At 67.5% G+C, this 5,546-nt stretch carries 5 protein-coding genes; 2 read left to right on the top strand and 3 right to left on the bottom strand.

Annotated features, from left to right (window positions below; genetic code table 11):
• Positions 1 to 26 precede the first annotated feature (26 nt).
• Complete coding sequence (locus tag AC1D00_RS24370) at positions 27 to 1,064, bottom strand: AraC family transcriptional regulator (protein WP_477012406.1); 1,038 nt, start codon at positions 1,062 to 1,064, stop codon at positions 27 to 29.
• Positions 1,065 to 1,262: 198 nt separating this feature from the next.
• On the opposite strand from AC1D00_RS24370, the gene AC1D00_RS24365 reads away from it, so the two are divergent.
• Together AC1D00_RS24365 and AC1D00_RS24360 are read left to right on the top strand one after the other, a co-directional pair.
• Complete coding sequence (locus tag AC1D00_RS24365; RefSeq protein WP_477012405.1) at positions 1,263 to 1,883, top strand: response regulator transcription factor; 621 nt, start codon at positions 1,263 to 1,265, stop codon at positions 1,881 to 1,883.
• A gap of 182 nt (positions 1,884 to 2,065) precedes the next feature.
• Complete coding sequence (locus AC1D00_RS24360; RefSeq protein ID WP_477012404.1) at positions 2,066 to 3,739, top strand: mucoidy inhibitor MuiA family protein; 1,674 nt, start codon at positions 2,066 to 2,068, stop codon at positions 3,737 to 3,739.
• Positions 3,740 to 3,813: 74 nt separating this feature from the next.
• Here AC1D00_RS24360 and AC1D00_RS24355 read toward each other — a convergent pair whose 3' ends face one another.
• The gene (locus AC1D00_RS24355; protein ID WP_477012403.1) at positions 3,814 to 4,620 is read right to left on the bottom strand and encodes a heme ABC transporter ATP-binding protein; all 807 of its coding nucleotides are present in this window, start codon (positions 4,618 to 4,620) and stop codon (positions 3,814 to 3,816) included.
• Positions 4,617 to 5,546, bottom strand: a 930-nt coding sequence (locus tag AC1D00_RS24350; protein ID WP_477012402.1) for a FecCD family ABC transporter permease, incomplete at its 5' end; no start/stop codon positions are given. The genes AC1D00_RS24350 and AC1D00_RS24355, both read right to left, overlap by 4 nt.

Here is a 5,546-nt window from a genome sequence, read left to right as displayed (position 1 = left end):
GGCGTGCCCGCTCCGGCACGATAGAGTCAGGCCGCAGATGCCGAAGGCACGTCGGCGGGCTTGGCCAACGGCCGCACGCCCTTGCGCCATGCGGTGATGGTGCAGCCGAAGCGGCCGCGGAACCAGCGGGCCATGGCGCTTTGCGCGGAGAAGCCGAGCTGTGCCGCGATATCGGCCAGCGGCCGGCCGGGGTCGTCGATCAATTCGACGACGAGATCGGCGCGCTGCGCGTCGAGGATGGCCGAGAAGCTGGTGCCTGACGCGGCGAGGTGACGGTGGACGGTGCGGCGGGTGCAGGCGAGATGCTCGGCCACGCGCTCGACCGTGCAGTCGCCGCTGGCGAGCAGGAGGCGCACGACCTCGTCGACCTTCTCCTCCCAGCTTGCCGGCCGGGTCCCGATCGCCTCGATCCGCTTGCGCAGATAGCTCGCGATCAGCGGATGCGCGCTCGGGATCCGGCGCTCCATGTCGTGCACCGACAGCAGGATTGCGTCGTCCTCGGCGTTGAACGTCACGTGGCAGCCGAAGAAGTCGCGGTAGCGCCTGCGGTCGCGCGGCGGCGGATAATGCAGATGCACCTCCTGCGGCCGCCAATCGCTGCCGAACAGCGACTGGATGATGCGGTGGACGCTGCCGAGCGCCATGTCGATCGACTGCCGCGGCGCGCTCGGCTGCCGGCCGCGCAGATGCAGCGCGACGGTTACGGTCTGCTTGTTGCGCGCAACGTCGAGCCGCATGCCGTCATGATGGACATGGATGAAACGCGAAAACGCTTCGATCGCTTCGCCGACGGTCGCCTGTTCGCGCACGATCAGGCCGACCGCGCCGAAATTGGTCAGGCCGCCGCGTTCGGCGAGGCGCAAGCCGAAATCTTCGGCGCCGGACATCTTCGCCGATAGTTCGAGCAGGCGGCGCAGGCCTGTCACGGCAATGGGGGTATCCGGCTTGTCGAGGCAGGCCAGCGGCAGCCTGACCTTGCGCATCATCTGTTTGGGGTCGAGCCCGACCGACCGGGCGACCTCCGGGTAATAGCTCAAGCCTGCGCTGCGAATGAGGTCGGTCATGCAAACCGTTCGTGCCAGCCATTCCCGCAGATGTCCCGAAATGTAAAGTTTCTGTCCCGATCCGTCAAATCCGGGAACGGGATGGAACATACATATGGAAAACCGAAGCACTGGCGTGAATGCCGTGCTCATGACGCCGGGCGCGACGAGGCCCCGCCGTTTCGGATCATTTGACCAAGACATTGCTGGATCGGGATTATGCCGGGGAACATGCTTTCCAAGCGTGAGGTATTCGTCATCGACACCGATGCCGCCTCCCGCGAACAACTTTCCACCGCGCTCCAACAGAGCGCCTATGACGTGATCTGCTTCGCCGACGGTGCGTCTCTGCTCTCGGAAGCGAGGGCGCGGATGCCGGCCTGCGTGCTGCTGGAGATGCCGCCGGATCGCTCCGCCCTCGACGTGCTCAAGCGGCTGCGCGAGGAGAATTGCATGGCGCCGGTCCTTGTGACCTCGGCGAACGGCAGCATTGCCATGGCGGTCGACGCGATCAAGAGCGGCGCGGCCGACTTCATCGAAAAGCCGTTCCGCACCCTTGACATCGTGGACCGGATCGATGCCGCCATCGACGAGTTCGGGCAACCCAACTCGAACCGCCAGCGCTGGTTGCCCGGCTGCGAGCCCCTGACGGCGCGCGAGGGCGACGTGCTCGAGCACCTCGCCGCCGGCTTCACCAACAAGGAGATCGCCCGGCGCATGCATCTGAGCGCTCGGACGGTCGAGGGCTACCGTGCCGGCATTCTGAAGAAGGCCGGCGCCAAGAACGTGACCGATCTGCTCCGCCGCATCTTTGGTCAGGGTTCGCCCACCCAAGTCTAAGGACTTGGGTTAACGGCTCCGCCGCGGCGTGCGACGCGTTCCGCGGCCTTGGTGCCGCCGCAGCGGCGCCCCACGGAAACCCCAATCGAACCAGTTCCTTCCCTGCCGCGTCCAACCATGTTGGCGAGGCATTTGATCGCGCGTCCGGCTGGCGGCGCGGCGATATCGGCAGGAGGGACTTCATGCGCATCACCGCAAAATGTTTGGCAACGACGAGCCTGGTTCTGGTGACCACGGCATTCGCGCTGCCGTCGTGGGCCGCCGATGTGGACGCCACATCGGCCATCGACACCGTCACGGTTTACCCGGATGGTGCCACCGTCACTCGCGTCATCACGGTCGACCTGCCGTCCGGTGACTCGACGCTGGTTGCCAAGGACTTCCCGCTTGGTCTCGATACCTCCTCCATCCGGGTGGAGGGTGAGGGTGGTGCAAAGCTCACCATCGGCACGATCGATGCGCGAACGCCGCGTGCGGCGCCGGTCAACCTGCCCGAGCTGGACAAGCGCATCGAGGCCCTGAACGACCAGCGCGCCGACCTGCAAGGCGCGATCGACTCGGCCAATGCCCGGCGCAAATTTGCGGAGCACTTTGCGGAAGCGTCCCCCGCGGGCATCGGCGACAAGGGCGAGGCGCGGCCGATCGCCGAATGGCGCACGGCCTTTGCTGCGGTCGGCGAGGAAATTGCGAGCGCCGATACCGCCGTTCGCGACGCCACGCGCAAGATGCGCGAGATCGACCGGCAGGTCGCCCAGCTCGAAGTCGAGCGCAAGGCCAAGCCGCCGAGCAAGCTCGAAGTCCGCATGGACATCGCCGCGCCGGCCGCGACCAAGGCGACGTTGCGGGTCACTTACAATGTGCGGAACGCGCGCTGGCTGCCGCTCTATGACGCCCGGCTCGACACCGGCGCCAAGGACCGCAAGCCGCAGCTGGAGCTGGTCCGCCGTGCCGAAATCACGCAGTCGACCGGCGAGGACTGGTCGAACGTCACGCTTGGCGTCTCCACGGTCCGCGTCAGCCGCGGCGGCAGTGCGCCAGAGCTGGGCTCGCTGGTCGCGCAATATCCACAACCGCCGAAACCAATGGCGCTCGGTGCGGCCTCCGATCTGGCGCGGCCTGCTCCGGTCGCACGTCAGATGCAACCCCATCTTTCGAAAATGGCCGAAGCGCCTGAACCGCGCGAGCGCGCCGACGAGCAGCAGGCAGTTGCCGAGATCGGCGACTTCCAGGCCACCTTCAGGATTCCCGGCCGCGTCAGCCTCGGCGCTGCCGAGGGCGCCAAGGCGTTGCGCATCGCCTCGATGACCGTGCCGGCCGATCTCGCCGTCCGTGCCGCGCCGGTAATGGACCCAACCGCCTTCCTCGAAGCGAGCTTCAAGCAAACCGACGATACGACATTGTTGCCGGGCAAGGTCGCGATCTATCGCGACGGCGTCTTCGTCGGCCGCGGCAAGCTCTCGGCCTCGGCCAAGGACGACATTGTGCGGCTCGGCTTCGGCGCCGACGACAAGGTCAAGATCGAGCGTGCCGTGCTCAAGCGCAACGAGGGTTCGGCCGGCTTGCTCGTCACGACGTCGAAGACCGACGAGCGTTCGTTCAAGACCACTGTCCGCAACGGTCACGACTTCCCGATCAAGGTCGCGATCGAGGACCAGCTGCCGGTCAGCGAGAACGAGGACATCGTCGTCGAGATGCTGCCGTCGACCACGCCGCCGACCGCGAGCAACATCCGCGACAAGCGCGGCGTGCTGGAATGGTCGTTCGACGCCAAGCCCAGCGAAGTCAAGGACATCAACTTCGCCTGGCGCATCCGCTGGCCGAAGGACAGAAGCATGGTGATCGTGCCGGCGGGCTAGGAGCTGAGGCGCGATGCCCTCTTACCTCTCCCCGCAAGCGGGGCGARGGAGCGCATCTTCAACGCGGCGGCAGCTCAGCTTACATTGCTGCGCGCCGCCGCCCGCATCGATTGCGGCAGCACGTAAGGCACGCCGTCGGCCTGGTGGACGACGGCGTCGATCTCGAAGATGTCGCGGATGGTCTCGTGCGTGACGACCTCGGTGCGCGGGCCGTCGGCGGCGAGCTTGCCGCCGTTCAGCACGACCAGCCGGTCGGCGAAGCGGATTGCCAGGTTGAGGTCGTGCAGGATCGCGATGACAGCGGTGCCGCCGGCCGCGCGGCGGCGGGCGGCCTCGACCAGGTCGATCTGATGGCGCAGATCCAGGCTCGAGGTCGGCTCGTCCAGCAGCAGAAGTCCAGGTCCATGCTCGGCCTCGCCGCAGGCGAGCTGCACCAGCACGCGGGCGAAATGCGCGCGCTGCTGCTCGCCGCCGGACAGCGTCGGTAGCTGCCGCTCGCGAAAATGGGCAAGGCCGACCTCGTCGAGCGCGGCATCGACGAGCGCGCCTGCCTCGCGYGGACTGCGATCGCCCGCGCCCATCAGCACGATCTCCTCGACGGTGAAGGGGAAGGTGACGTTGATGTGCTGGGACAGCATCGCGCGTCGCGCGGCGAGCTCGCGCGGCGTATAGCTGCTTATGTCGCGCTGCTTCAGCCGCACCACGCCCTCGCTCGGACGGAGATCGCCGGACAATAGCCGCAGCAGCGTCGACTTGCCGGCACCGTTCGGTCCGATGATGGCGACGATCTCGCCGGCCGCAACCGTGAGGCTCACGCCATCCAGCAGCCTCGCGCGGCCGGCGCGCTTGCTTAAGTGTCGCGCCTCGATCACCGCGCTCATAGCGAGGCGAGCCCGCGCTGCCGCAGCAGGATTCCCAGGAAGACCGGGGCGCCGACCGCCGCGGTCAGAATGCCGATCGGCATCTCCGCCGGCGCCACGATGGTGCGCGCCAGGGTGTCGGCGCCGACCATCAGGATGGCGCCGAGCAGCACCGAGGCCGGCAGCAGCAGGCGATGCGCCGGTCCAATGACGAGGCGGAGCAGATGCGGCACGACGATGCCGACGAAGCCGATGACGCCGCTGATCGACACCGCAACCCCGGTCATCGCGGAAACCACGACGATCGAGATTCGCTTGAGGCGCTCGACGTCGACACCGCCGTGAAAGGCGTCGGCCTCGCCAAGCACCAGCAGATCGAGGCCGCGTGCGATGAAGGCGCAGGCGGCAAGCCCGATGACGAGGATCGGCGCGAGCACCGCGGCCTTGGCCCAGGTCGCGCCGCTCATCGAGCCGAGCAGCCAAAATGTAATGTCGCGAAGCTGGCGGTCGTCGGCGATGAACACCAGCAGCCCGATACCGGCATTGGTGATGGCGGTGATGGCGACGCCGGCGAGCAGGAAGATCGCGATCGAGGTCCGCCCCGAGCGGCTGGAGATGCCGTAGAGGATCGCGGTCGTTGCCAGCGAGCCTGCGAAGGCGGCGAGCGGCAACAGCTCCGTCTGGAGGAAGCGCAACGTCTCGCCGAAACGCGAGTCCGTGAAGACGATCGCGCTCGCAGCGGCCAGCGCGCCGCCGCTGGAGACGCCGACCAGGGCGGGATCGGCGAGAGGATTGCGGAACAGTCCCTGCATGATCGCGCCGGCCGCGGCGAGCAGGCCGCCGACCATCGCGGTTGCCGCAATCCGGGGAATGCGGATCGACCACAGCACGAGCTGGTCGCGCGCCGTCATCGCATCGGCTGTCGTGGTGCCGGCAAAGCCGAGGGC

The organism is Bradyrhizobium sp. P2_E8, assembly GCF_056403875.1.
The sequence above is the reverse complement of the archived record's forward strand: the minus strand, read 5'-3'. Positions and strand labels throughout refer to the sequence as shown.